The sequence below is a fragment of the Microbacterium sp. STF-2 genome (assembly GCF_034650155.1).
Classification (GTDB): domain Bacteria; phylum Actinomycetota; class Actinomycetes; order Actinomycetales; family Microbacteriaceae; genus Microbacterium; species Microbacterium maritypicum_A.
In genome coordinates, this window is sequence record NZ_JARKMW010000001.1 from 229,455 (window position 1) to 252,289 (window position 22,835).

A 22,835-nucleotide genomic window follows, 5' to 3' on the forward strand; every position below is an offset into this window, starting at 1 on the left:
CCACGGAAGTCTCCTCGCACGGGGTTGTCCCCGGCAGGGGCGAATGCCGCCCGGCCGGAGGATCGACCGCGCCTAGCGTGGCCGGATGGAATCTCCGCAGGCACCCCTCCCACCTCGGCGCCGACTGCGTCTGAGCATCGGAGCGGCGGTGGTGCTGGCTCTCGTCGTGCTGTCGGCTGCCGTGGGGCTCGGGATCATGCGGGGGCAGGCCGCGCCTGTCGAATCGGTGCCGCTCGAAGACACGAGTACGGGAACAGGCGCAGGCCCCGAAGCGACCGATGACCTTTACGTGCACGTTCTCGGGGCTGTCGAGAAGCCCGGACTCTATGTGCTCGATCGTGACGCACGGCTCGTCGATGCGCTGGCGGCTGCAGGAGGAACGACCGTCGAGGCCGACCTGGCCGCGGTCAACCTCGCTCGAATGCTCGAAGACGGAGAGCAGGTCGTCGTGCCGGCAGCCGGAGCCATGGCGGGTGGGCCCGGCGAAGTCGCACCGCCACCGGACGATGACCGGATCGACCTCAACACCGCGGATCAGGCGGCGTTGGAGACGCTCCCGCGTATCGGTCCGGCACTCGCGGAGCGGATCATCTCCTGGCGGGAGGAGAACGGCCGGTTCGCCTCGGTGGATGACCTCCTGGCGGTTCCCGGCATCGGGGAGAAGCTGGTCGCAGGCCTGCGCGACGGGGTCAGGGTGTGAGGGGACGAGACCTCCGGCTCGTGCCGCTCGCGGTGGCGGTGTGGTGCGTCGCGCTGCTGTGTGTGATGTTCCCTGCGGTCGCGTGGGGGTGCGCCGCCGTGTGCGGGCTCGGGGCGGTAGGCGTGCTGGCATCGGTCGTGCACCGTCGAAACCGCCATGGAGAGTCCTGGGCACTCGGGGGCCTCGCCGTCGTCGTGCTGGCCGCGATGGCGGCTGCGGCGGTATCGGTCGGGTTCGCCGTCCCCGAGCGGGAAGCGGCGAAGGGGTGGGACGCTCGCGTGGTCGAGATCACGGCCGAGGTGACGTCCTCCGCATCGATCGGACGCGATGGGCGGCTGTGGTTCGAGGCGGTGACATCGACGCTCGGGCCGCCGGGCCGTGCGGTGGCGTCCGCCGCCCCGGTGCGCCTGGGGGTCGTCCCGGCCGAGGGCTTCGACCTCGGCGCGACGGTTCGGGTCGTGGGCGAGTCATCGGCGACGGATGCCGTGGAGCGCTCAGCGTTGGTCGTCTTCGCGAGCGACGCCGAGGTCATCTCGCCCGCGCCTGGTGTCTTCGGTGCGGCGGCGACGATCAAGAGCGTGTTCGTCGAACGGTCTCTACGCCTGCCGGAACCGGGCAACGGGCTGCTTCCCGGACTCGCGGTCGGCGACACGCGCGCCGTCACCGCCGAGCTGAACGACGACATGCGCACCAGCGGGCTCAGTCACCTCACTGCGGTCAGCGGAGCGAACTGCGCGATCGTGGTCGGCGCGATCTTCTGGCTGACGGCACTGTGCGGAGGCGGCCGCCGGTTGCGTGTCGTCCTGTCACTCGTGGGCCTGACCGGGTTCGTGGTTCTGGTGACTCCCGAGCCGAGTGTGATCCGGGCAGGGGTGATGGCGGCGGTGGGGATGCTCTCCGTGCTGTCGGGGAAGCCGAGCGCCGGGGCCGGGATGCTGTCGCTGTGCGCCACCACGATTCTGGTTGCGGACCCCTGGCTGGCGGCGACGCCGGGGTTCGCGCTGTCGGTCGTCGCCTCGGGTGCGTTGATCCTGCTCGCCCCACCTCTGGCGCGCGGCTTGGCTCGGGGGATGCCGCGCCCCGTCGCGCTCGCTGTCGCGGTCCCGCTCTCCGCGCAGCTCGCGTGCGGCCCGATCATCGCCCTGTTCGCGGAACAGCAGTCGTTGGTCGGTATCGCCGCGAACCTGATCGCGGGGCCCGCAGCCCCGGTCGCGACGGTGATCGGGCTCCTCGCCTGCCTCGCCGCTCCGTTGCCGGTGCTCGCTGACCTGCTGACGGCCTCGGCGTGGCTTCCCGCGGCGTGGATCGCGATGACCGCGACCACCACGGCCCAGCTGCCGGGCGCGCAGGTCCTGGTACCGCCAGGCCTCGGCAGTGCCCTGGTGGTGGCGGTGGTGAGTGCGGCGATCGCCATCGTGCTGATGCGTGCCCCCACGCATCAGCCGGGCTCACGTGTGCAGCGGGCGGCTGCCTGGGGACGTCGCGGTGCGGCGGTGATCGTCGTCGTGGTACTGTCGCTCGCCGGTTCTCGTGCGCTTCTCGACGGCCCCCTCGCCACGGCGACGACCCCCGACGCCTGGGCCGTCGCGGCGTGCGATGTCGGGCAGGGTGACGCGGTGCTCGTGCGCTCGGCGACTCAGGTCGCTTTGATCGACACGGGGCCGGAGCCCCAGCCACTGGCCTCATGTCTGCGGTCGCTCGGCGTCGAGCGCATCGACCTTCTCGTCCTCACCCACTTCGACCTCGATCACGTCGGCGGGGCTGAGGCGGTGCGCGGTCGTGTCGACGTGGTCATGCACGGTCCGATCGCCGAGGACGCCGATCGACGTCTCCTCGATGACCTCGTCGATGGAGGCGCACGCGTCCACGCGGCGTCGGAAGGTCAGCAGGGGATGCTCGGCGAGGCGGCGTGGCGTGTGCTCTGGCCGCTGCGCCGATCCGCTGCCTTTCCCGATGGCAACGATGCGAGCGTGGTGATGGAGTTCGACGGGGGAGAGGTGCCCCGCTCGATCTATCTCGGCGACCTCTCGGCCGCGCCCCAGCGCATGCTGCAGCGTACGGCGAGGATGATGCCGTACGCCGTGGTCAAGGTAGCGCACCACGGCAGCGCCGACCAGGATCCCGGTCTGTACGAGGCGATGCGGCCCCGGGTGGCGCTGTTCAGCGTCGGAGCGGACAACGACTACGGGCACCCACGTTCCGAGACCCTCGATCTCCTGGCGGCGACCGGTGCACATGTGCTGCGCACCGACGAACGGGGGCGCATTCTGCTCGGTCTTCGCGACGGCGAACTGCAGGTCTGGACGGAGAAGCCTGCCGGATGAGCCGCTCGGATCAGCCTCGAAGGAGCGGAACCATGTCGGCGACCGCCGGTAGGCTGGATCCATGGCAGCTTCGCGAACCCCTTCCCGCGGCGGCGCGAAGCCCACCAAGATCCCGCAGGTCTCCTGGCGTGAGCCGCACCCCGCTCCGATCGTGCTCGTGTCGGGCCCGGAAGAGGTCTGCGCCGAGCGCGCGATCGCCGGTGTTCGCGACTACCTCCGTGCCGAGGACCCCGCGCTCGAAGTGAGTGACGTGCGGGCCGATGATTATGCGCCCGGAACGCTGCTCTCCCTCACATCGCCGTCCTTGTTCGGGGAACCGCGTCTCGTCCGCGTCTCCGGCGTGGAGAAGTGCTCCGATGCCTTCATCCAGGAAGCGGTGTCGTATCTCGACAACCCGCAGGAGGGCGCGACCGTCATCCTTCGCCACACGGGCGCCAGCGTGCGAGGCAAGAAGCTGCTCGACGCTGTCCGTGCCGGGAACGGCGGCGGTATCGAGATCGCCTGCCCGGCCATCAAGCGCGACAGCGACCGAGTCGACTTCGCCGCCGGCGAGTTCCGCGCGGCGAAGAAGCGCATCGCGCCACCGGCTCTTCGAGCCCTGGTCTCGGCCTTCGCCGACGACCTCACCGAGCTCGCCGCGGCCTGCCAGCAGCTCATCGGAGACGTCGAGGGCGACATCTCCGAAGACATCGTCACCAAGTACTACGGAGGTCGGGTCGAGGTGTCGGCGTTCGTCGTCGCCGACACGGCCATCGCCGGACGCTACGGCGAGGCCCTCATCGCCCTCCGTCATGCTCTCTCGTCGGGCGCCGACCCGGTTCCGATGGTCGCGGCCTTCGCCATGAAGCTCCGCACCATGGCACGAGTCGCCGGCAACCGCGAGCCGAGCCGCCAGCTCGCTCAGCGTCTGGGGATGAAGGATTGGCAGGTTGACCGCGCACGCCGCGATCTCGCCGGCTGGAACGAGCGGTCACTCGGAATGGCGATCCAGGCCACTGCCAGGGCCGATGGCGAGGTCAAGGGTGCGGCACGCGACCCGATCTTCGCGCTGGAGCGCATGGTCACCGTCATCGCCACTCGTCAGCCGTTCGGCGAGTAGTCGAGCGAGAGTGGCCAGTCGGATTCGACTGCCGGGACGCTCCGAGGCAATGAAGAAGGCCCGCCCCGAGGAACGGGACGGGCCTTTCTCAGAAGCTTCGGCTCAGAGGGAAGCGACCTGCTTGGCGAGAGCCGACTTGCGGTTCGACGCCTGGTTCTTGTGCAGGACACCCTTGCTGACGGCCTTGTCGAGCTTGACGGCAGCCTTCTTCAGGGCGGCCTCTGCGGCGGCCTTGTCACCGGCGGAGACGGCCGTGCGAGTGGTGCGGATGACCGTCTTGAGCTCGCTCTTCACGGCCTTGTTACGCTCGCGCGCCTTCTCGTTGGTCTTGTTGCGCTTGATCTGCGACTTGATGTTTGCCACGTGTGGACGCTTTCTGTACAGGAGTGTTCGGAATGCCGGCAGCAGAAGAGGGCTGCTGCACAGCGGTCGTGAGGGAAGAACCCACACGCAAGCCAAGAGTCGAGTCTACCAGCAGAGGGGCTGTTGACGCGAAACGACGAGGAGAATGCGAGACGCAGTCGCGCATTCGATGGTACCGGGTGCAGAATCATCACTATCTCGACACTGATGTCAAGGAGCCCCATGACCCCCGCGTTCCCTCGCCTGTCTGCGCCCGCCGGGCTCCGCTGGTCCGCCGCGACCTCAGCGTTCCAGATCGAGGGGTCGCGCCCCACCGGGATATCCGGTCGTTCCATCTGGGATGACTTCCTCGAGAGACCGGGAGCGATCGTCGACGGATCGACGGCGGATCCCGCGTGCGACAGCTACCGGCGCCCCGAGGATGATGTCTCCCTTGCGGCGGGCCTGGGTCTCGACCGCTACAGGTTCTCGATCCCGTGGGCTCGCGTGCAGCCCGACGGCCTCGGCCGCGGTGACGCGTCGGCCCTCGATCACTACTCGCGCCTGGTCGATCTCCTCCTCGATGCCGGGGTCGTCCCGTTCCCCACCCTGTTCCACTGGGAGATGCCGAGTCTCATCGAAGCAGGCGGCGGCTGGCTCGAGCGCGATACCGCGGAGCGCTTCGCCGACTATGCGGCCATCGTGGCTGATCGTCTCGGCGACCGGGTGCAGCACTGGTACACCCTGAACGAGCCCGCCATGATGACGCTTCAGGGATACGCGGTCGGCGCGCTTGCGCCCGGGAAGCAGCTCCTCTTCGGCGCGCTGCCGACCGCTCACCATCAACTGCTCGCCCATGCTCGCGCGGCAGCCGCTCTGCGGGAGCGTGGTGCCGCATCGGTCGGACTGGTCAACAACCACACTCGGGTCCTGCCGCTGGCCGACACCGCTGAAGACCACCAGGCCGCAGCGGTCTACGATCTGATCCACAACCGGATCTTCAGCGAACCCCTCCTCGCCGGAACATACCCCGACCTGGAATCACTCGGCCTGCCCCCGATGCCTGTGCAGGACGGCGACCTCGAGGCCATAGGACGCTCGATCGACTTCTACGGCATCAACTTCTACAACCCGACCACGGTGACCGCCGCCGAGCAGGAGAGCCCGATCCCGTTCGACATCGTGCCCACTCCGGGAGTCCCGGTCACCGGGTTCGGTCCGGAATGGCCGATCATGCCGAGCGCGCTGCGCGATCTCCTGATCGACCTGCACACCCGGCATCCGCAGATGCCGCCCGTGATCATCGGCGAGAACGGCGCCTCGTTCCCGGAACCCGAGCGCGCCCTCCGCGTGGATGACGCCGATCGGATCGCCTATCTGGCGGGACACATCGCCGCGGTAGGGGAGGCGATCGATGCGGGGGTGCCGGTGGAGGAGTACACGGTGTGGTCGCTGCTCGACAACTGGGAGTGGGCTGACGGCTACACTCAGCGCTTCGGACTCGTCCACGTCGACTTCGAGACGGGGGAACGGACGCCCAAGGCGTCGTACGACTGGTACCGCGGGATCATCGAGAGCGCGCGGACGGATGCGACCGCTGCCACGACGGAGGCGGCGAGATGACCGAAGCGACCGGAACGCGCCCGGTCCGCGCGGGTGCGCGCTGGATGTCGCTGTTCACGCTCGCGTGGCTGGCGATCTGGACCGTGCAGCTCACGCCGGTGCAGCTGCTCCTGCCGCTGCAGCTCGACACCCCGCAGGACGACTGGATCCGGGGCGTCGTCTCCTCGGGACTGGTTCTCGGAATCGGCGGGTTCGCCGGGATCATCGCGGGACCGGCGGCCGGCGCGCTCTCGGACGGCGCGGCTGCGGGCCGCCACCGTCGGCGTCCGTGGGCGCTGGGCGGTGTGCTGTTCACCGCGGTCTGCCTCGTCCTCACCGGCTACGCGCAAGGGCCATGGGCCGTGGGCGCCGGTTGGGTCGGGGTGTCGATCGGCGTGGCGGTGTCGTCCGCCGCCTTCACCGCGCTGATCGCCGACCAGCTGCCGACGACACAGCGCGGGGCCGCCTCCGCCGCGGTCGGGTCCAGCCAGGCTGTCGGCATCGTGGTCGGGGTCGGCCTCGTTGTCCTGCTCGGTCTCGAGCTCCGGGAAGGCTATCTCCTGCTCGCCGGGATCATCGCGGTGGTCGGTACGACGGCGGCGCTGCTGCTGCCCGATCCACCGACCACGGAGGCGATGCGGCCGAAACGGATCGGACGCCGCCACCTGGACTCACTGCGCGATCGCGACTTCGCCTGGATGCTGTCCGGGCGCCTGGTGACGAACGTCGGCAACGCGCTCGGGACCGCGCTGTTCCTGTTCTTCCTGCTGCACGGCCTCGGCCAGCCCAGCGCCATCGCCCAGGACAACCTGCTGCTGCTGATCGTCGTCTACACGGTGTTCGTCGTCATCGCCTCGGTGATCACGGGGATCGTCTCCGACCGGACAGGGAATCGCCGGACGCTCACGGTGGCGGCGACGGTCGTGCAGGCGGCCTCGGGGGTGGCGATCGCGCTGGTACCGACGTTCGAGATGACGATGGTCGCCGCCGCGCTGATGGGCCTCGGCTATGGCGCGTTCTCGACGGTGGGCCTCGCATTCGCCGCCGACCTGCTGCCGGACGAGCAGGACCATGCGAGGGACCTCGGGATCGTGAACGTCACAGCCGCGCTCGGGCAGCTCATCGGCCCTGTGCTGGGGGCGGGACTGGTCGCGCTGGTCGGCGGCTTCTGGCTCGTGTTCGTCGCGGCGGCGGTTCTCTCCCTCGTCGGCGGGCTGCTCACGGCGTTCGCGCGGCAGCCGGCCAGGGCGTCATGAACTCGAGGGGTCAGGCGCCACTCCCTGCGCGGCGTCACGCTCCACGGTCGCGATGGCGAGCTGCAGCACGGCGTTGAAGATCTGCGGCCGCGTCGCGGTGACGAGGTGCGTCGTGCGTGGCACGATGATGAGCTCGGCATGCGGGGCGAGCCGTCGGAACAGTGACTCGTTGAGCCGCAGCTGGTCGTACTGCCCGTTCACGAACCAGAGCGGAATCGTGATGCGAGGGATCGCCGCGGCGATGTCGAGCGCGGCCAGACTGCGCAGCGCGGCGTCCTGGGTGTCGAGCGCGTAGCCGCCGGCGGCGAAGTCGGACCGGGTCTCCACAGGCACGGTGGCTTCGAGGATCCGGCCGGTCAGCCACATCCCGCGGTCGGGAAGGGCATCGACGGCTCGAGTGAAGAGACGGTAGGCCGCGAGCCCGGCACCGTGGGGGATCGAGGTGCAGGACGCCGCGATCAGCCCCGCGACGGGAGGTTGCTCCGCGCCCCCGACGTACGCGAGGCAGAGCAATCCGCCCATCGAATGCCCCACCAGCAGGACGGGGCCCTTCTCGGCCGCGGTGCGCACCGCCTCATCTATGGTGTGCAGCGCCTCGTGGAGGGTGAAGTCCTCCTGCATCCGCGTGCCGTGCCCCGGGAGGTCGACGGCGGTGAAGGCGTAGCCGCGCTCCTCGAGGTAGGCCGCCTGTGACCGCCACATGGTGGCGGACGTGCGGATACCGTGCACGAAGACGATCTGGACGCTCACGGGTTCAGCATAAGGAAAGCGGGGCCGGTGGATGAACCACCGACCCCGCTTCGACACCATGTGTGTCAGAGAGTGTTACTTCTCCCAGCCGACGTTCTCGACCGGCTGGATGTTCGAATTCTTGGTGAGCGCACTATCTCGGGCAGATGTACGCCTGGCCCCCCGGGGTGTAGCACCGACTGAATCCGCCTGTCGCGGCGCCGGTATGTCCTCCAGGGTTCTCGATCTCCCAACTCGCTGAGGCTGAAGCAGCCGTCGCGAACGAAATCATGAACGCGAGACTGACTCCGCTCACGGTGATCCCGATGTTCTTCTTGGCCTTCGACATGACACTCCGATCTGCTCGATCCATGAACTGAGTACATAGAACATTGCATTCGCGACGATCCGTACGGAAGTCTCCCGGCAACGGTGTATTGAGATACCAATAGAGCGGGTGTGAAGTCCTGGTTCGTCGTCGGAGGGGGCCGTCTACGCAACTGAAGCGGGGCCGGTGGATGAACCACCGACCCCGCTTCGACACCATGTGTGTCAGAGAGTGTTACTTCTCCCAGCCGACGTTCTCGACCGGGGTGATACCGAACAGGTCCAGACCGACGTAGGGCTCGGGCGTGAGGTTCGCCAGGCCTTCCTTGACGGTGTAGATCTGCGGGCCGTTGTACAGCGGGATGAGGCCCCAGCGCTTGTAGATCTCCGGCTCGAGCTTCATCGCGGCAGCGGTCTGTGCCTCGGGGTCGGTCTGCGACTCGACCTTGTCCTTGATCTCGGCGTCAAGTTCGGCATCGCCGACACCCGACAGGTTGAGACCGGAGTCCGAGCAGTACAGCTGGCAGAACCATGCCGCACCGAACGGGTCGGAGGCGGTGAAGCGGAGCCCGGAGACATCCCAGTTCTTCGACGTGTAGTCGTCGGAGAACTGGCTGGAGGGCCGCACCTCGACCTTGACGTCGATGCCGATCGCCTTCTCCTGAGCCTGCAGCGACTGCGCGAGGGCCTTCTGCGTGGCGGAGTCACTCCAGATCGGGTACACGACGGAGAGCTTGACGCCGTCCTTCTCGCGGATGCCGTCGGAGCCTTCCTTCCAGCCGGCCTCGTCGAGCAGCTTCTTGGCGCCCTCGACGTCGAACTTCCAGCCGGCCTCCTTCATGGAGTCGCTGTAGCCGGGCTGGAACGAGTACAGGGTCAGCGAGCCGGCCGGGTCCTCGGAGTAGCCGAGACCGTTCCAGGCGATCTGCTTCTGCTGATCGATGTTGACGGCCTTGAAGAACGCCTCGCGAACCTTGACGTCCTCGAACTGCGGCTTGGTCGAGTCGACCTGCAGGATCGTGTTGGCGGTCTGCTGCGCGCGGTATACCTTCGCACCGTCGACGTCCTTGACCTGGTCGATGAGCTCCTGGGAACCCGTCTCGACCATGTCGACCTCGCCGTTCTTGAAGGCGTTGACGCCGGCCTGGGCGTCCATGCCGGTCATCGTGACCTTGTCCAGCAGCGGTGCATCGCCCCACCACTCGGGGTTCGGCTTGAACGAGATGTAGTCCTTATTGGCATCGAACTCGTCCACGGTGTACGGACCTGCGCCCCACTCAGGGTGCGGGTTGTCGATCATCGCTTCGTTGAAGTTCGTCGGGTCGGCGAGAGCCGGGTGCAGGACGCCGCTGTTGAACGGCATCTGCGGCCACGCGAACTCGCCCTTGAAGGTGACGATGGCCGTCTTGGGGGTGTCACCCTGCTCCACGGACTCGATGTCCTTATAGCCGTCGGTCGCGTTGGGGTTGAAGCCCTCGTCGTAGGAGCGGTTCGCCTTCCACGTGGCGTCGATGGCGGTCCAATCCATGTCGGTGCCATCGTTCCAGTGCGCCTCATCGGTGAACGTGAACGTCAGAACGGTCTTGCCGTCCTTCACTTCGTTCTTCCACTCGGAGAGGTAGTTGTCGTTCTTGTACTGCGTGCCGTCCGGCTTCATCAGGATGATCTGCGGCGTGTACCAGGCGGCGACGCGAGCCGTGTCGGCGCTGCCGTCGCTGTTGAACGCGTTGAGCTGGTCCGGAACCTCGCGGATGGCGAAGTTGACGTCACCACCCTCCTTGAGGTTCTCGCGGGGCTGCGGGTTGTAGTTCGCCATCTCGACCTCGGCTGCTTCGCCGTTGTCGCCCTTGTCGCTACTGCCGGTGTTGCCGGTAGCGCACCCGCTGAGCGCGAGTGCGAAAGCGCCGGTGAGTGCCAGCGCTCCCATCAGCTTGTACTGCTTCATGGTGCTCCTTTCGCCTTGCGGCGTGTCATAAGGGGAGAATAGTTCGCCGGATCCTCGAATGTCCGGGCGGCGAGTGAATATCGGCTAACCGTTATCGGACGGTGATCCGTGGTCTGCTCATGAGGCCGCAGGCCGCGCTGTCACCGTGGCGGGATCGAACACGATCCGTTCACGCGTGCGCTCGATGTCGGGGTCCGGGACCGGGATCGCGGACAGCAGCGCCTTCGTGTAGGGGTGCTGCGGGTTGTCGAAGACGTCGTCGACGTCGCCGTGCTCGACGAAGTCGCCGAGGTACATCACGGCGACCCGGTCGGCGATGTGACGGACGACCGACAGGTCGTGCGCCACGAAGAGGTAGGACAGTCCGAGCTTGACCTTCAGATCGTCGAGCAGGTTGATCACACCGGCCTGGATCGACACGTCGAGCGCCGAGACCGGCTCATCGAGCACCAGGATCTTCGGGTTCGTCGACAGCGCCCTGGCGATGCCGATGCGCTGACGCTGGCCTCCGGAGAACGCCTGCGGGAAGCGATCACTGTGCGCCGGGTTGAGTCCGACGAGGTCCATCAGCTCCTTCACACGGCGGTGCGCCTCGGCCTTCGGGGTGCCGATGGCCGAGAGCGGCTCCGAGATGATGTCCGCGACCGTCATACGCGGGTCGAGGGCTCCCATCGGGTCCTGGAACACGATCTGGATGTCGCGGCGCAGTGCCCGCTCCACCTTGTGGCTGTGGATGTCGTTGACGCTTGTTCCCGCGATGACGATGTCGCCGTCGGTCTGCTTCACCATGTCCATGATCTGCAGCAGCGTCGTCGTCTTGCCGGAGCCGGATTCACCGACGATGGCCAGGGTCTCACCTTCGCGCACGTCGAAGCTGATGCCCTTGATCGCGTGCACCTCGCCGACCTTGCGCTTCAGGAAAGCCCCCTTGAGCAGAGGGAACGTCTTGGTGAGGTTCTTCACCTCGAGCGTGATCGGTCGTTCTTCGCGGGGGAGTCGAGTCAGTTCGCTCTCCGGTGCCTCGCGCACCGGGTACACCGGGAGACCACCGAGCAGGCCGCCGTCGGTGATCTCGTTCGCGCGGATGCACGCGGCACGGTGCTCTTCGCCGCCACCGGTGAGCACGGGCAGCAGCTCGGGCTCACGGGTGCGGCACGCGTCCATGACGATGGGGCAGCGGTCCGCGAACGGGCACGCGTCCGGAAGGTTGATCAGCAGCGGCGGGTTGCCCTTGATGGGGGTGAGCGGTTCCTTCTCGGCCTTGTCCACGCGAGGGATCGCGCCGAGGAGACCGATCGAGTACGGCATCCGGGTCTGGTGGAACAGCTCGCGGACGGGCGCCTGCTCGACGGGCTTGCCGGCATACATGACCATCACGTCGTCGGCCGTTCGGGCGACGACACCCATGTCGTGGGTGATCATCATGACGGCGGCACCCGTCTCGGCCTGCGCCTTCTCGATGAGGTCGAGGATCTGCGCCTGGATCGTGACGTCGAGAGCCGTGGTGGGCTCGTCGGCGATGATCAGCTTCGGATCGTTCGCCATCGCGATCGCGATCACGACGCGCTGGCGCATGCCGCCCGAGAACTCGTGCGGGAACGACTTCATCCGCTTCTCGGGCTCGGTGATGCCCACCAGCTTGAGAAGGTCGATCGAACGTGCGGTCGCCTCCTTGATGCTGAGATTGCGGTGCACCGTCAGCGCCTCGATCAGCTGGGCGCCGATCGTGTAGACCGGGGTGAGCGAGGTGAGCGGATCCTGGAAGACCATCGAGATGCCGTTGCCGCGGATGGCGGAGAGCTGCGTGTCGGTCTTGCCGAGAAGCTCCTGGCCGTCGAACACGATGGAGCCGGTGACCTTGGCGTTCTCGTCGAGCAGACCCATCACAGCGAGAGAAGTGACGGACTTTCCGGAGCCGGACTCGCCGACGATGCCGAGGGTCTTTCCCGCTTCCAGGTCGAAGGAGACGCCACGGACGGCGTCGACACGGCCGGCCTCGGACGCGAAGCTGACCCTGAGGTCGCGGACGGACAGTACAGGGCTCATGCGCGGCCTCCTGCAGCCGAGGTGGGATCGAGAGCATCGCGCAGTCCATCGGCGATGAGCGCCATCGAGACGGTCAGCAAGGTGAGGACCAATGCGGGGAAGTAGAACAGCCATGGTGCGCTGACGATGGACGAGCTGCCCTCGCCGATCAGCGAGCCGAGCGACACGTCGGGAATCTTCACGCCGAAGCCGATGAACGACAGGCCTGTCTCGGTCGTCACAGCGGCGACGATGCCGAGGGTGAAGTTGATCACCAGCAGCGAGCCGATGTTCGGGATGAGATGACGCGTCACGATGCGCAGTCCCCGGACACCCATGTACCGAGCGGCCTGTACGTACTCGCGTTCACGCAGCGACAGGGTCATGGTCCAGATGATCCTCGCGGGGAAGAACCAGCTGACGAAGATCATCACGAACGCGATGACCCACCACACTCCGCCGGAGTCGTTCGAGACGATCGACAGCAGGAGGAAGGTGGGGACCACCATCATGAAGTGGATCACCAGGAGAGCGATGCGCTCGAACCAGCCGCCGAAGTAGGCGGCCGCGGTCCCGACGAGCGCCGAGAGGATCGTCGTGCCCACCGAGACGGTGATCGCGATCATGAGGGATCGCTGCAAGCCGATGGCGGTCTGCACGTAGGTGTCGTTGCCGGCGCCGTTGGTGCCGAACCAGTGCGCAGCGGACGGCGGCTGGCTCAGGGCGAGGAAGTCCATGCTGTCGACCTGGTACTGCGAGAGGAGCGGTCCGAGCGTGGAGAAGAGGATCAGCACGAGCAGGACGACGACGCCACCCACGGCCGGTTTGTTGCGCATGAACCGGCGGGTGTAGAGCGTCCACTTGGACAACGACTTGCCCGAGGCGCGGTCGGCGGTCGGCGGCGCGGCCGGCGGCTCGACGAGGGGGTCGATCATATCGGTGGTCATAATCAGCTCACCCTCACTCGCGGGTCGAGAACGACGACGACGATGTCGGCGAGCACCGCGCCGATCGCCGTCAGCACGGCGCCGAAGGCGGCGACGGCGACGACGCCGTTGATGTCGTTGTTGTTGATGGTGTCGAGGAAGTACCGTCCCATGCCCTGCCAGGCGAAGATCCGCTCCGTCAGGATCGCGCCGGTGAAGATCGTCGGGATGGTGAAGGCGACCTGCGTCGCGACCGGGATGAGCGACGTCCGCAGGGCGTGCTTGCGCACGGCCTGCGCCTTCGTGAGACCCTTCGCGCGTGCGGTGCGCACATAGTCGGCGTTGATGTTGTCGAGCAGGAGCGAACGCTGCAGGAAGTGGTACTGGGCGTAGCCCACGATCACGAGGGCGATGGTCGGCAGCGTGAGGTGCTGCAGGGTGTCCACCAGCACCGGGAAGAAGCCGGTGACGCCCGGGCTCGAGGAGCCGGTGACGTAGAAGATGCGGACCCCGGTCCACTCGTTGAGGGCGATCGCGAGAAGAACCACGGCGAGACCCGCGACGATGATGTTCACGTTCATCGTGATGATCGAGGTCGCCTGACCGATGCGGTCGGCGAGCTTGTACTGGCGGGAGGCGGTGTAGACACCGAGCCAGATGCCCAGCACTGCGGCGATGATCGTCGCGCCGAGGACGAGCTCCGCGCTGACCCACATGCGATACGAGACCTGCTCGTTGACGGACTGACCCGTGGGACTCACGCCCCAGTCCCAACGGAACAGGATGCTGCTGAACCAGTTCCACCACCGCTCGATCAGGGGAACGGTGTCGCTGAGGTTGCGCGGGGTGAGGACGTTGTCGATCTGCTCGGGGGAGAGCGGGGGACGCCGTCCCACGTAGTTGCTGCGCGGATCGAGGAAGCCCCACGCCAGGAAGAACGTGAGATTCGTGGCGACCACGATCATCAGCAGCCAGCCGAGTGCTCGGCGCAGGAGGTACTTGATCAAAAGGGGTCAGTCTTTCTCTTCTACAGACGCGCTCGGGATCTGCCGACGCAACGCTGAGTCAGTTGGATACACAATCGCCATCCACCGAACTCTGCGATGCGACGACCATCACGGGGTATGTGACGGAGTCTTATCGCTTGCGGGATCCGGTGTCACGGATTTTCCCTGGCAACTTCGGGAGACTATCACCGGTATGGCCGAATCGGGGATTAGCCTCCCCTGACCGTACAATCGAGTGGACATGTCCCCACGCGCTCTCACCCCTCTTCAGCCTGCTGCGACGCCGGCTGCGCAGATCCGTAATTTCTGCATCATCGCCCACATCGACCACGGCAAGTCGACGCTCGCCGATCGCATGCTCCAGATCACCGGAGTCGTCTCCGATCGCGACATGCGCGCGCAGTACCTCGACCGCATGGACATCGAGCGTGAGCGCGGCATCACCATCAAGAGCCAGGCGGTCAGGATGCCATGGGAACTCGATGGCCAGACCGTCGCGCTGAACATGATCGACACCCCCGGCCACGTCGACTTCACGTACGAGGTCTCGCGTTCGCTCGCGGCCTGCGAGGGAGCGATCCTGCTCGTCGACGCGGCACAGGGCATCGAGGCGCAGACGCTCGCGAACCTCTACCTCGCGCTCGAGAACGACCTCCACATCATCCCGGTGCTGAACAAGATCGATCTGCCGGCCGCCGACCCGGAGAAGTACGCGAAGGAGTTGGCCTCGCTCATCGGCGGCAAACCCGAGGATGTCCTTCGCGTCTCCGGCAAGACCGGCGTCGGCGTCGAGGATCTGCTCGACCGACTGGTGCAGGAGATCCCCGCCCCGACCGGAGACGCGGATGCTCCGGCCCGCGCGATGATCTTCGACTCCGTGTACGACGCCTACCGCGGAGTGGTCACGTACGTACGCATGGTGGACGGCAGCCTCTCGCCGCGCGAGCGCATCCAGATGATGTCGACCGGCGCGAACCACGAGGCCCTCGAGGTGGGCGTGTCGAGCCCCGAGCCGACCCCGACCAAGGGACTCGGCGTCGGCGAGGTGGGCTATCTCATCACCGGTGTGAAGGACGTGCGTCAGTCGAAGGTCGGTGACACGATCACCACGTCCCGGAAGCCGGCCTCCGAGGCCCTTCCCGGTTACACCGACCCGAAGCCGATGGTCTTCTCGGGCCTGTACCCGATCGACGGCAGCGACTATGCGGAGCTGCGCGAGGCGCTCGACAAGCTGAAGCTCTCCGACGCCTCGCTCGTCTACGAGCCGGAGACCTCGGTCGCGCTCGGCTTCGGCTTCCGTTGCGGGTTCCTCGGGCTGCTGCACCTCGAGATCATCACCGAGCGTCTGGCCCGCGAGTTCAACCTCGACCTCATCACGACAGCGCCCAGCGTGATCTACGAGGTGCTCACGAGCGACACCGGCGAGACGGTCACCGTCACCAACCCCAGCGAGTACCCGGACGGGCGCATCGGCTCGGTGTCGGAGCCGATGGTCAAGGCCGCGATCCTGCTGCCGAAGGACTACGTCGGCACCGTGATGGAGCTGTGCCAGTCGCGCCGCGGAACGCTGCTCGGCATGGAGTACTTCTCGGAGGAGCGCGTCGAGCTGCGCTACAACATGCCCCTCGGCGAGATCGTGTTCGACTTCTTCGACCAGCTGAAGTCGAAGACCCAGGGCTACGCGTCGCTCGACTACGAACCGTCCGGTCAGCAGGAGGCCGACCTCGTCAAGGTCGACATCCTTCTCCAGGGCGAGAAGGTCGACGCCTTCAGCTCGATCGTGCACCGCGACAAGGCCTACGCCTACGGCACGATGATGGCAGAGCGCCTGCGCAAGCTCATCCCTCGCCAGCAGTTCGAGGTGCCGATCCAGGCGGCGATCGGTGCGCGCATCATCGCCCGCGAGACCATCCGTGCGATCCGCAAGGATGTGCTCGCCAAGTGCTACGGCGGTGACATCACCCGCAAGCGCAAGCTTCTCGAGAAGCAGAAGGAGGGCAAGAAGCGCATGAAGATGGTCGGCCGCGTCGAGGTCCCTCAGGAGGCGTTCATCGCCGCGCTCTCGGGCGACGTCGAAGGCAAGGACAAGAAGTAGTCGGACCCGATCGCGCCCGGGGGATGTGACGTCCCGCGGCGCGTGGGGGTGTTCGCTCAGGTAACGCGAAGTAGGGTGGAAGTCATGCGGCGCGGGACTTTCCGAGACGACACGGTGGACTATGCGGCCGTGGGTGCGACCCATGCGCCCGACCTGATGCAGTACCCACCGGAGCGCAGCATCCCGGCGGAGGAATCCTGGCGCATCGGCAGTGGGGTCGAACGGTTCCAGACGGCTGGCGAAGCGCTTCTGTCGTGGACGGCGCAGCGTGCGGCCGGCCTCTCGGTCGAGGACGTGCGACCCGCGCCGGGACCTGCCTACGCCGGAGTGAGCTTCGACGCGGAAGGCAACCCGATCGCTCCGAGCAAGCGAGACGTCGAGCCGCGGTACGACGCCGAGGGGATGCCGTTCGTCGGGGCGGGGATGACCCTGCACCTTCGCGGACGCGTCGCCGGCATGCGCGCCGATTCCGAGCTGCGCGTGATCTCCGTCACCGAGGAGACCCGACGTGTCGGGTTCGTCCTGGGCACGGTCGGCGGATCGGTCGTCAGCGGCGAGGAGTCGTTCGACGTGGATTGGCGTGAAGACAACGACGAGGTGTGGTTCACCGTCCGGGCCTTCGATGCGCCCAACGGTCTTCTCTACCGCACGATTCCCGCGCTCGTGAAGCGTCGTCGTCGTGAGCTCTTCGCGCGCTACCTCCGGGCGATCTCTCCGCTCTACGCGACCCCGCTCTGATGGCGGGACCGCTTCCCCTCGGAGATCCCGCGCCAGCGGACGGGCGCCTGCCGTCCGACCTCGCGATCGACACGGCCGTTCCGTTCTCGGCATACCTGCACATTCCGTTCTGCACGGTGCGCTGCGGGTACTGCGACTTCAACACGTACACATCGACCGAGCTGCGCGGGGCGAAGCAGGAGGACTACGCATCCACGTTGATCTCCGAAATCGCCCTCGCCCGTCGTGTGCTGGACGACGCCGGGGCACAGCGGCCGATGGACACGGTCTTCTTCGGCGGAGGTACGCCCACCCTTCTTCCCGCGGGTGACCTCGCACGCATGCTCGACGCGGCGACCGACGCGTTCGGCCTGGCCGAGGGTGCAGAGGTCACGGTGGAGGCGAACCCCGACACCGTGACACCTGAGGTGGCCCGCATTCTCGCGGACGCCGGGGTGACGAGGATGTCGGTGGGGATGCAGTCCGCCGTTCCCCATGTGCTCGCCGCGCTCGATCGCACCCATCGCCCCGAGAACGTGCGCACCGCCGTCGCCGCCGCGAAGGATGCAGGTCTCGCCGTGAGCGTCGATCTGATCTACGGCGCACCGGGGGAGTCGCTGTCCGACTGGGAGGCCTCTCTCGATGCTGCCCTCGCGCTCGAACCCGATCACATCTCCGCGTACGCGCTCATCATCGAGGACGGTACGAAGCTGGCCCGCCAGATCCGCCGCGGCGAGGTGCCGACGCCGGACGACGACCTGCAGGCCGACATGTACGAGCTCGCCGATGCGCGCCTGGCCGACGGTGGCTTCGACTGGTACGAGGTGAGCAACTGGGCGCGCACGCCTGATCGCCGGTCGCGGCACAACCTCGCGTACTGGCGGGGGAGCGACTGGTGGGGCTTCGGTCCTGGTGCGCACAGCCACGTCGCCGGCCTGCGGTGGTGGAACGTGAAGCACCCGGCCGCGTACGCGCAGCGTCTCTCGGCATCCGAGTCTCCGGCAGCCGGCACCGAGCGCCCGGACGAGGAGTCGCGCACGCTCGAGCGCATCCTGCTGCTCAGTCGTATCCGTGAGGGCATCGCCGTCGACGACGTGCCGAGTGCGAACCGGAGCAGGGTCGCCGGGCTCATGGCCGACGGGCTCGTCGACCCCGTTGCAGCGCTGCAGGGGCGCATCCAACTGACACTGCGGGGCCGTCTTCTCGCGGATGCCGTGGTCCGCCAGCTGACCGACTGATTCCTTCTCGGAATCATCCGGGAAGCAGATCCATGCCCGCTGTCCGCCGCTGCGTCACCGTCGCGCTGTCCGCATCGAAGACACGCGTCCGGCGGTCCGGCCCATAGGCGGGCCACCCGGGGTCTCCGGCGGTCGCGAACCCGACCCAGGCGGCGTTCATCTCGGCGGCGAGCCGGCGCGGAGCATCGGGACCCGCCAGTCGCTCGGCCTCGGCATCATCGAGCCGATCGAACACGAACCCGAGCTCGAGTGCGTGGGCCGCCCGCAGGTCACGCACCGGACTCGGCCAGGCGAACTCGTAGACGTAGGTCGTGTCCGGGTGGGCCGCCGCCACACGGCTGAGGGGCGCACGCAGCATCATGTCCGTGACGAGCTGCCCGAAGATCTCCCCGGTGCTCGCGTCGGGGAATGCGGATCGGTACGCGGTCACCGCGCGCCGGGGGATGCGTGACAGCAGCCGTGCGGCCTGCAGCTTCATCCCGCCGATGGCGGCCAGCGCCTCCGGCGGGAACCAGAGCCGATACTCGTCGGTGTTGCTGCCGATGAGGAGCGGGGTGTCGATCTCCCCGAGCACCTCATGCGGCGAGCGGGGAAGGCTCTCGGCATCGATCGCGAACTGGAACCCCGGCGCCCCGGCGAGGGGTGACGATCCCGCCGATTGCGCCGTGCGCGCGTCCAGCAGCTGGTCGGGTGTCAGCGCGGCGAAGGCCTCACGGTCGGCCCGCACACCGAGTCGCTTCGCGATCTGCGCGGTCACTCTTCCTGCCTTCCGCGCGGTCTGGGCGTGAAGTGGGCCGGACTCGATGATCGCGCGGCTGATCAGTTCACGGGAGGTGTCCCGCGCGAGGAGACCGGCCACGATCGCGCCACCGGCCGACTCGCCCATGGCGGTGATCTGCGCCGAGTCGCCGCCGAACGCCTGGACCTCTCGGTGCACCCACTCCAAAGCGGCGGCGGCATCGCGCAGGCCGAGATTCCGCGGGGCGCCGTCCAGCACCGAGAAGCCCTCCGAACCGAGTCGGTAGTTGATCGAGACGAAGACGAGGCCTGCCGCGGCGAACACGGTGCCGTCGTACAGCGGCAGCGCGGCGGTCCCTCGCTCGAGCGCGCCGCCGTGGATCCAGAGCAGGACAGGCGCGCCCGAGGCATCAGCGGGAGCCCAGACATTCGCGGTGAGGATGTCGTCGCCGTCGATGCGCACAGATCCCAGCAGCTCGCCGATCGCTCCGGCGTAGGGGACCTGGGGTGGTGTCGGCCCGAACTGCGTCGCCTCTCGCACGCCCTCCCAGGCCGGGACGGGTTGCGGTGTGCGGAAGCGGTTCTCCCCGAACGGCGCCTGGGCATAGGGAATGCCGAGGTAGCGGACCACCCCGGCCTCCTCGGTGCCGCGGACGAGGCCGTTCGACAGGGTGGCCTGGGGCGAGGTGGTCATGAGCGTCATCCTAGGGTCGTGCGTCCGCGGTACGGAGAATCCCGAGCTGCACGGGGTAGGATTGGCACTCTGAACGTCCGAGTGCCAGCGGAAGGGAAGGGCGATGGTCACAGAGCGAGGACTCCAGGTTCTCCGAGCGATCGTGCAGGACTACGTCGAGACCCACGAACCCGTCGGCAGCCGCTCCATCGTCGACCGGCACTCGTTCGGCGTCTCGGCGGCGACGATCCGCAACGACATGGCGCTGCTCGAGGACGAAGAGCTCATCACGGCTCCGCACACCTCGTCCGGCCGTGTGCCCACCGACAAGGGCTATCGCGTCTTCGTGAACCACCTCGCCCAGCTGCGACCGCTCTCGTCGGCTCAGCGCTCGGCGATCGAGTCCTTCCTCGGCGAGCCGGCCGACCTCGACGACCTGATGGCGCGAACGGTGCGGGTGCTGACACAGCTGACCGGCCAGGTCGCGCTCGCCCAATACCCCTCGTTCGCCCGCGCGCATGTCACGCACGTCGAGCTGGTCGCGCTCGCGCCGAACCGGCTTCTGATCGTGCTCGTGACCGATGCCGGCGGGGTCTCGCAGCGTATGGCCGTCCTCCCGGAGCCGATCGACGACGCTGACATGGCTGTGCTGCGCGCACGGCTGTCCGCGTCGATCACCGGTCAGGGCATCGGGGAGGCATCCGATCGGCTGCAGGCGTTGCTGGTCGCCGAGGAGAAGCCCCAGGATGCCGTGCTGCGCACGCTTGCTGCGGTGATCGTCGACGAACTCGGAGGGTTCCGCCAGGAGCGGTTGGTGATGGCGGGAGCGGCGACCCTCGCGCGCCGGGAGCAGGACTTCCGCGGCAGCATCCACCCCCTCCTCGAAGCCATCGAGGAACAGGTGACGCTCCTGCGTCTGATGAGCGAGATGGTGACTGACGAGCACGGACTCGCCGCGAGCATCGGCACGGAGAACGCCCCGTTCGGCCTGGGCGAGGCGTCGATCGTCGCCAGCAACTACGCCGCCCCGAGCGGCACGGCGCGCGTCGGAGTGATGGGACCGACGCGCATGGACTACCCGAGCAACCTCGCCGCAGCGCGGGCCGTGGCCCGCTACCTGTCGCGGATGCTCGATGAAGACGAGGCCGGCCGCTGACGCGGTCGCCACCGAGACACACGCAAGAAAGGCGATTGTGGCGGACCACTATGAGGTTCTCGGGGTGTCCCGAGACGCTTCCACCGATGAGATCAAGAAGGCGTACCGGCGCCTCGCCCGGCAGCTGCACCCGGATGTGAACCCGGGAGAGGACGCGGCGGAGAAGTTCAAGCTCGTCACGCATGCGTACGACGTGCTCAGCGACGACGACTCCCGCCGGCGCTATGACATGGGCGGCGGAGACGGTGCAGCAGGGAACTTCGGCGGCTTCGGCGGTTTCGGCGACATCTTCGAGACGTTCTTCGGGGCCTCGCAGGGCGGCGGACGTGGCGCGCGTCCGCGTTCGCGTCGCGAGCGTGGCCAGGACGCCCTCGTCCGCGTGACCCTCGACCTCGGCGATGTGGTGTTCGGTGCGCACCGCGACATCGACGTCGACACCGCGGTGCTGTGCGAGACGTGTCAGGGATCCTGCTGCCAGGAGGGCACCTCTCCGGTCACCTGCGACATCTGCGGTGGCTCCGGTCACGTGCAGCGTCAGGTGCGCAGCCTGCTCGGCAACGTCGTGACCTCTCAGCCCTGCGGCACGTGCGAGGGCTACGGCACGACGATCCCTTACCCCTGCGGCACGTGCGGTGGCCAGGGCCGCGTGCGTTCGCGCCGTACCGTGTCGCTCGACATCCCGGCCGGCGTCGAGACGGGGCTCCGTCTGCAGCTTCCCGGTTCCGGCGAGGTCGGCAAGGCGGGCGGACCGAACGGAGACCTGTACGTCGAGGTGACGGTCAACCCGCACGCGGCGTTCAGCCGTGAGGGCGACGACCTGCTCGCCACGCTCGAGGTGTCGATGACGGATGCGATCCTCGGCACGGAGACGAAGATCCAGGGACTGGACGGTGAGGTGGACCTCGAGATCCGTGCCGGTGTGCAGTCCGGCGACGTGCTCTCGATCAAGGGCCGCGGCATCACGCCGCTCCGAGGGACTCAGCGCGGCGATCTGCGGGTCGGCGTGCAGGTGCTGACCCCGACCAGGTTGGACTCCGCGCAGCGGGCCCTGATCGAGGACTTCGCCAAGAAGACGAAGTCGCCGGAGCCCCAGCTCGCGCAGTTCCAACAGGGACTGTTCTCGAAGCTCCGCGACCGCTTCCGCAGCCACTGACCATGGCCCTGCATTTCCTCGTCGACTCGTCGACCGATGCCGGAGTCGGCGACATCGTGTCGTTGACCGGAGCCGAAGCCAAGCACGCGGCCGTCGTACGACGGCTTCGCGTCGGCGAGGCCGTCACGGTCGGCGACGGTGCCGGAGTGAGGTTGGCCGGTGTCGCCGAGGAGGTGTCGCCCGCTCGCGTCGACGTGCGCATCGCAGAGCGCGTCGAGCGTCCCGCGCCCCGTCCGCGGATCGTCCTGGTGCAGGCGCTCGCGAAGGGCGATCGCGATGAGCTCGCCGTACAGGCCGCGTGCGAGCTCGGCGTCGACGAGATCGTGCCCTGGCAGGCGAGTCGCAGCGTGTCGCGCTGGGAAGGTCCGAAGGCGGTGAAGGGGAGGGAGCGCTGGGCGAGCATCGTGCGCGAGGCCGCGAAGCAGGCGCACCGCGCGTGGGTCCCGGAGGTGGTCGCGCCGGTCTCGACGAAGCAGCTCGCCGAGCGCGTCAGCTCGCAGCGTGTTCTGCTCCTCGACCCGACGGCCCCCGTGCGGTTGTCCGAGATCGTGACGGACGGCCGTGACCTGGTGCTCGTCGTTGGGCCGGAAGGCGGGATCTCCGAAGAGGAGCTCCACCGCCTGACGGAGGCGGGGGCCGAGCGCGTGCTCCTGGGCGATACCGTGCTGCGCACCTCGACGGCAGGGCCTGCCGCGATCGCCGTGCTGTCGGTCGCACTCGGACGATGGTGAACGCGACTCGCCCGCCTGCCCACGCGCACCGGACTGCGAGCGTGCTGTGGTC

18 protein-coding genes are annotated in these 22,835 nt (G+C 67.8%); 11 read left to right on the plus strand and 7 right to left on the minus strand.

The annotated features are described in order from the left end of the window. The first annotated feature begins 85 nt into the window (after nt 1-85). The 3 genes from MicroSTF_RS01110 (at nt 86) to holA (ending at nt 4,123) form a co-directional block, all read left to right on the plus strand. Nucleotides 86-700, plus strand: coding sequence for a helix-hairpin-helix domain-containing protein (locus MicroSTF_RS01110; protein ID WP_021198552.1), 615 nt, complete (start codon nt 86-88; stop codon nt 698-700). Continuing rightward, nucleotides 697-3,024: a ComEC/Rec2 family competence protein gene (locus MicroSTF_RS01115; protein WP_036330949.1), complete on the plus strand. Its 2,328-nt coding sequence runs from the start codon at nt 697-699 to the stop codon at nt 3,022-3,024. The genes MicroSTF_RS01110 and MicroSTF_RS01115 overlap by 4 nt, the downstream gene beginning before the upstream one ends. 61 nt (nt 3,025-3,085) lie before the next feature. After that, nucleotides 3,086-4,123: a DNA polymerase III subunit delta gene (gene holA / locus MicroSTF_RS01120; protein WP_021198554.1), complete on the plus strand. Its 1,038-nt coding sequence runs from the start codon at nt 3,086-3,088 to the stop codon at nt 4,121-4,123. Nucleotides 4,124-4,225: 102 nt separating this feature from the next. Here the strand turns inward: holA and rpsT are convergent, their stop codons facing one another. Further along, nucleotides 4,226-4,486, minus strand: coding sequence for a 30S ribosomal protein S20 (rpsT, locus tag MicroSTF_RS01125; protein WP_017830351.1), 261 nt, complete (start codon nt 4,484-4,486; stop codon nt 4,226-4,228). A 222-nt stretch (nt 4,487-4,708) separates the two neighbouring features. Between rpsT and MicroSTF_RS01130 the strand changes: the two genes are divergently transcribed. Then, nucleotides 4,709-6,088 carry a glycoside hydrolase family 1 protein gene (locus MicroSTF_RS01130; protein WP_322953000.1) on the plus strand — a complete coding sequence of 460 codons (1,380 nt, stop codon included), beginning with the start codon at nt 4,709-4,711 and terminating at the stop codon, nt 6,086-6,088. Further along, nucleotides 6,085-7,323, plus strand: a complete 1,239-nt coding sequence (locus MicroSTF_RS01135; RefSeq protein WP_322953002.1) for an MFS transporter — start codon at nt 6,085-6,087, stop codon at nt 7,321-7,323. The genes MicroSTF_RS01130 and MicroSTF_RS01135 overlap by 4 nt, the downstream gene beginning before the upstream one ends. Here the strand turns inward: MicroSTF_RS01135 and MicroSTF_RS01140 are convergent. From MicroSTF_RS01140 to MicroSTF_RS01160, 5 genes are all read right to left on the minus strand, one after another. Beyond that, on the minus strand, nt 7,318-8,073 hold the full coding sequence (locus tag MicroSTF_RS01140) for an alpha/beta hydrolase (protein ID WP_322953003.1): 756 nt from the start codon (nt 8,071-8,073) through the stop codon (nt 7,318-7,320). The genes MicroSTF_RS01135 and MicroSTF_RS01140 overlap by 6 nt on opposite strands. A 541-nt stretch (nt 8,074-8,614) precedes the next feature. Then, nucleotides 8,615-10,324, minus strand: a complete 1,710-nt coding sequence (locus MicroSTF_RS01145; RefSeq protein ID WP_029260206.1) for an ABC transporter family substrate-binding protein — start codon at nt 10,322-10,324, stop codon at nt 8,615-8,617. A gap of 117 nt (nt 10,325-10,441) precedes the next feature. After that, the gene (locus MicroSTF_RS01150; protein ID WP_029260207.1) at nt 10,442-12,370 is read right to left on the minus strand and encodes an ABC transporter ATP-binding protein; all 1,929 of its coding nucleotides are present in this window, start codon (nt 12,368-12,370) and stop codon (nt 10,442-10,444) included. Further along, nucleotides 12,367-13,296 carry an ABC transporter permease gene (locus MicroSTF_RS01155; RefSeq protein WP_029265003.1) on the minus strand — a complete coding sequence of 310 codons (930 nt, stop codon included), beginning with the start codon at nt 13,294-13,296 and terminating at the stop codon, nt 12,367-12,369. The genes MicroSTF_RS01150 and MicroSTF_RS01155 overlap by 4 nt, the downstream gene beginning before the upstream one ends. 2 nt (nt 13,297-13,298) lie before the next feature. Next, the gene (locus tag MicroSTF_RS01160) at nt 13,299-14,282 is read right to left on the minus strand and encodes an ABC transporter permease (protein ID WP_029260209.1); all 984 of its coding nucleotides are present in this window, start codon (nt 14,280-14,282) and stop codon (nt 13,299-13,301) included. A gap of 241 nt (nt 14,283-14,523) precedes the next feature. Between MicroSTF_RS01160 and lepA the strand changes: the two genes are divergently transcribed. The 3 genes from lepA to hemW all read left to right on the plus strand — a co-directional run bounded on the left by lepA (nt 14,524) and on the right by hemW (nt 18,332). Beyond that, nucleotides 14,524-16,377 carry a translation elongation factor 4 gene (gene lepA / locus MicroSTF_RS01165; protein WP_021198562.1) on the plus strand — a complete coding sequence of 618 codons (1,854 nt, stop codon included), beginning with the start codon at nt 14,524-14,526 and terminating at the stop codon, nt 16,375-16,377. An 84-nt stretch (nt 16,378-16,461) separates the two neighbouring features. Beyond that, a complete protein-coding gene (locus MicroSTF_RS01170) occupies nt 16,462-17,115 on the plus strand; it encodes a DUF1990 family protein (protein WP_017830360.1) in 654 nt (217 codons plus the stop codon). Beyond that, on the plus strand, nt 17,115-18,332 hold the full coding sequence (hemW, locus tag MicroSTF_RS01175; RefSeq protein WP_292761746.1) for a radical SAM family heme chaperone HemW: 1,218 nt from the start codon (nt 17,115-17,117) through the stop codon (nt 18,330-18,332). Before MicroSTF_RS01170 ends, hemW begins: the two co-directional genes overlap by 1 nt. Before the next feature lie 13 nt (nt 18,333-18,345). On the opposite strand, the gene MicroSTF_RS01180 is transcribed toward hemW, so the two are convergent. Beyond that, nucleotides 18,346-19,764 carry a carboxylesterase/lipase family protein gene (locus tag MicroSTF_RS01180; RefSeq protein ID WP_322953010.1) on the minus strand — a complete coding sequence of 473 codons (1,419 nt, stop codon included), beginning with the start codon at nt 19,762-19,764 and terminating at the stop codon, nt 18,346-18,348. 103 nt (nt 19,765-19,867) lie between these two features. Between MicroSTF_RS01180 and hrcA the strand changes: the two genes are divergently transcribed. From hrcA to MicroSTF_RS01195, 3 genes are read left to right on the plus strand one after another with little or no spacing between them, the layout of a single operon-like run. Then, nucleotides 19,868-20,899, plus strand: coding sequence for a heat-inducible transcriptional repressor HrcA (hrcA, locus tag MicroSTF_RS01185; protein WP_029260211.1), 1,032 nt, complete (start codon nt 19,868-19,870; stop codon nt 20,897-20,899). A gap of 37 nt (nt 20,900-20,936) precedes the next feature. Beyond that, nucleotides 20,937-22,052 carry a molecular chaperone DnaJ gene (gene dnaJ / locus MicroSTF_RS01190; RefSeq protein WP_322953013.1) on the plus strand — a complete coding sequence of 372 codons (1,116 nt, stop codon included), beginning with the start codon at nt 20,937-20,939 and terminating at the stop codon, nt 22,050-22,052. A 2-nt stretch (nt 22,053-22,054) separates the two neighbouring features. After that, on the plus strand, nt 22,055-22,783 hold the full coding sequence (locus MicroSTF_RS01195) for a 16S rRNA (uracil(1498)-N(3))-methyltransferase (RefSeq protein ID WP_322953015.1): 729 nt from the start codon (nt 22,055-22,057) through the stop codon (nt 22,781-22,783). Nucleotides 22,784-22,835: the final 52 nt, after the last annotated feature.